The following is a 3,057-nucleotide window of genomic DNA, read 5'->3' as shown; positions in this document are numbered from 1 at the left end:
CGCGCGGCGGCGTCATGCGGCGACGCCGTCGCGCCGCGCGTTCAGCCAGTCGCGCACGCGGATGCGGCGACCACCCTCGCGCTGCAGTTCGGTGATGCGCAGCGCGCCTGCGCCGGTCGCGACGTCGATCGAGTCGCGCCCGGCGGCGACGATGCGACCGGTCGGGCCGTCGACGTCGCCTTCGATCGCCTGCGCGGACCAGATGCGCATGCGTTCACCGTCGATGACGGCTTCGGCGACCGGCCACGGATCGAACGCGCGCACCTTTCGCGCGAGCACGTCGGCCGGCTCGTCCCAGTCGAGCCGTGCTTCCGCCTTGTCGAGCTTGTGCGCGTAGACGACGCCGTCTTCGCGCTGCGCCGTCGGCGCCGGCGGATCGCCCCGCAGCAGCCGGGCGAGTCCTTCGGCGAGCGTCGCGGCGCCGAGCACGGCGAGGCGATCGTGCAGGCTCCCTCCGGTGTCGTCGGGCGCGATCGGCGTGCGCGCTTCGAGCAGCACGGGCCCGGTGTCGAGTCCCGCCTCCATGCGCATGAGATCGACGCCGGTCTCGCTGTCGCCGGCGAGGATCGCGCGCTGGATCGGCGCCGCACCGCGCCAGCGCGGCAGCAGCGATGCGTGCACGTTCCAGCAGCCCAGGCGCGGCAGCGCGAGCACGGTCTTCGGCAGGATCAGCCCGTACGCGACGACGACGACGAGGTCGGGCGCGTACGCGGCAAGGCGCTCGCGCGCGGCGGCATCGCGCAGCGTCTCCGGCTGCTCGACCGGCACGTTCGCGGCGAGCGCGGCCTGCTTGACCGGACTGGCGGCGAGCCTGCGTCCGCGTCCCGCCGGCCGATCCGGCTGCGTGTAGACCGCGACGACCTCGACGCCGCTCGCGAGGCAGGCCGCGAGCGAGGGCACGGCGAACTCCGGCGTGCCGGCGAAGACGAGGCGCAGCGGTTTTGACATGGGCGAGGCGGACCCTGGAAGCAAAAGAACGACGATTGAAAAACGGAGCACACGGAGGAGCAAGAGGGCAGCACCCAGGAAGAAGCTTCTTCTCGAAAAGAGCTCTTCTTCGTGCGCTCCGTGTGCTCCGTGTTTCAGGCTTTTGCGCGAGTCCGCTCGCGACCGAGCGGTCAGGCGCTCTGGCGGCGCTTCTTCTCGAGCCGCTTGAGCAGCAGCGAGCGCTTCAGTGGCGACAGGTGGTCGACGAACACCTTGCCGACGAGGTGGTCCATCTCGTGCTGGATGCAGACCGCGAGCGGGCCCTCGAAGTCGCGTTCGAACGCGTGGCCGTCGACGTCCTGGGCGGCGACCTTCACGTGCAGCGCGCGCTCGACGTCGGCGAAGATGCCGGGGAACGACAGGCATCCTTCCTGGAACACCTGCACGCCGTCCTTCGCGAGGATGCGCGGGTTGATCAAAACGAGCGGCTGGTCCGAGTTTTCGGACATGTCGGCGACGAGCAGCTGCTGGTGCACGTTGACCTGGGTCGCGGCGAGGCCGACGCCGGGCGCCGCATACATCGTTTCGAACATGTCGGCGACGAGGCGGGCGAGCGCGGCATCGAACACGGTGACCGGCAGCGCCTTGGTGCGCAGGCGCGGGTCGGGGAATTCGAGGATCGGGAGCAAGGCCATGGCGGTGCCAGTATGCGGCCGGCACAGGCGGGTGCAAGGGCCGGGCCGTGCATTCTAGCCGGCCGGCCCCGGCTGCGGCAGCCCTGCCTGGCCCAGCCGCGCCCCTCCCGAAGCCGGCCCGGCCGCGTTCCGGGCTGCGACGCAGTTCGTTTTCCTGCGCCTAACTTTTCCATTACACTCGGGAAAACCTTTGGGGATCGGGGGATTGGCAGTCATGCTTAAAAAACTCCTTTCGGTTTCGGCGGGCCTGCTGCTGACGCTGACGGTTTACGCCGCGACGACGGAGTGGGCGGACAACCACCCGGACCGTTACGTCGTCCAGAAGGGCGACACCCTCTGGGACATCTCCGCGCGCTTCCTCAGGAAGCCGTGGCATTGGCCGGAGATCTGGCAGGACAACGGCCAGATCAGGAATCCGCACCTCATTTATCCGGGCGACGTATTGGTCATCAACGACCACCGTCTCGGCGTCGAGGGCGGCTTCGGACCGCACGTGCGCGCGTCGTCGTACGAGGATGCGATCCCGCCGATCCCGCTGTCGGCGCTGAAGCAGTGGCTGCACAACATGCGCATCGTCTCCGAGGACAGCCTGCGCGATGCGCCGCACGTGGTCGGCATCGAGGAAAACCAGCTGCGCGGCACGCCGGGGCAGCTCGTCTACATCCGCGGCCTCGCCGCGCAGCCGGGTACGCGCCTCGCGCTCGTGCGTCCGAGCGGGCGCTACTACGACATGCCCCCCGAGGACGACGGCCGTCCGCGCGAGGTCTACCGCCAGGCGAAGGACGATTTCCACGATCGTCGCCCCGACCTCCTCTGGAGGCACGGACCGAACGAGTTCACGCTCGCCGGCAACGTGCGCTTCCTCGGTTATGAAGTGCGCGAGTTCGGCGTCGTCGAAGTCACGCGCAGCGCCGACGTCTCGTCCGCGCTCGTGGTCAGCTCCGACTTCGAGGTGAAGGCCGGCGACTACGTGCTGCCGATCGATCCGCGCCCGTACGACGACCAGTACGTGCCGCACGCGCCGGGCAAGGTGCCGGAGAACATGCGCATCGCCGCGTTCAGCGATGCGCTCAACGCGGTCGGGCCGCGCCAGGTCGTCGCGCTCACGCGCGGCAGCGAGGACGGCATCGAGAACGGCCAGACGTTCAGCATCTACCACGACGGCGAAGAAGTCGTCGACGATACCGACTACCCCGAGGGCAGCGCGAAGCGCTTCTTCCACCCGCGCGATGCGCGCGCGACGTTGCCGCCGGAGTTCATCGGCCACGTGATGATCTTCCGCACGTTCCAGCGCGTGAGCTACGGCCTCGTGATGGACTCGGTCAAGCCGGTGCACATCGGCGACTTCATGTTCGATCCGGACCGCACGCCCTGACCCGTCGGCGTGCCCCGGCACGCCCGACCGACGATTTCGCACGCGGCGCGATGGCAACAT

At 69.3% G+C, this 3,057-nt stretch carries 3 protein-coding genes; 1 reads left to right on the top strand and 2 read right to left on the bottom strand.

What is annotated here, in order from left to right; all coding sequences use genetic code 11:
- Positions 1 to 12: 12 nt before the first annotated feature.
- Both fmt and def read right to left on the bottom strand, forming a co-directional pair.
- The gene (gene fmt / locus VI238_RS04915; RefSeq protein ID WP_331649070.1) at positions 13 to 948 is read right to left on the bottom strand and encodes a methionyl-tRNA formyltransferase; all 936 of its coding nucleotides are present in this window, start codon (positions 946 to 948) and stop codon (positions 13 to 15) included.
- A gap of 170 nt (positions 949 to 1,118) precedes the next feature.
- Positions 1,119 to 1,622: a peptide deformylase gene (gene def / locus VI238_RS04910; RefSeq protein ID WP_331649067.1), complete on the bottom strand. Its 504-nt coding sequence runs from the start codon at positions 1,620 to 1,622 to the stop codon at positions 1,119 to 1,121.
- Between the two features lie 214 nt (positions 1,623 to 1,836).
- Between def and VI238_RS04905 the strand changes: the two genes are divergently transcribed.
- Positions 1,837 to 2,997: a LysM domain-containing protein gene (locus tag VI238_RS04905; RefSeq protein WP_331649065.1), complete on the top strand. Its 1,161-nt coding sequence runs from the start codon at positions 1,837 to 1,839 to the stop codon at positions 2,995 to 2,997.
- Positions 2,998 to 3,057 lie beyond the last annotated feature (60 nt).

Origin of the sequence: Dokdonella sp., from assembly GCF_036518555.1 — a bacterium.
Classification (GTDB): domain Bacteria; phylum Pseudomonadota; class Gammaproteobacteria; order Xanthomonadales; family Rhodanobacteraceae; genus Dokdonella_A.
The sequence above is the reverse complement of the archived record's forward strand: the minus strand, read 5'-3'. Positions and strand labels throughout refer to the sequence as shown.

Coding starts and splice junctions, on each gene's coding strand:
- fmt (WP_331649070.1), bottom strand. CDS start 948: ATGTCAAAACCGCTGCGCCTCGTCTTCGCCGGCACGCCGGAGTTCGCC.
- def (WP_331649067.1), bottom strand. CDS start 1,622: ATGGCCTTGCTCCCGATCCTCGAATTCCCCGACCCGCGCCTGCGCACC.
- VI238_RS04905 (WP_331649065.1), top strand. CDS start 1,837: ATGCTTAAAAAACTCCTTTCGGTTTCGGCGGGCCTGCTGCTGACGCTG.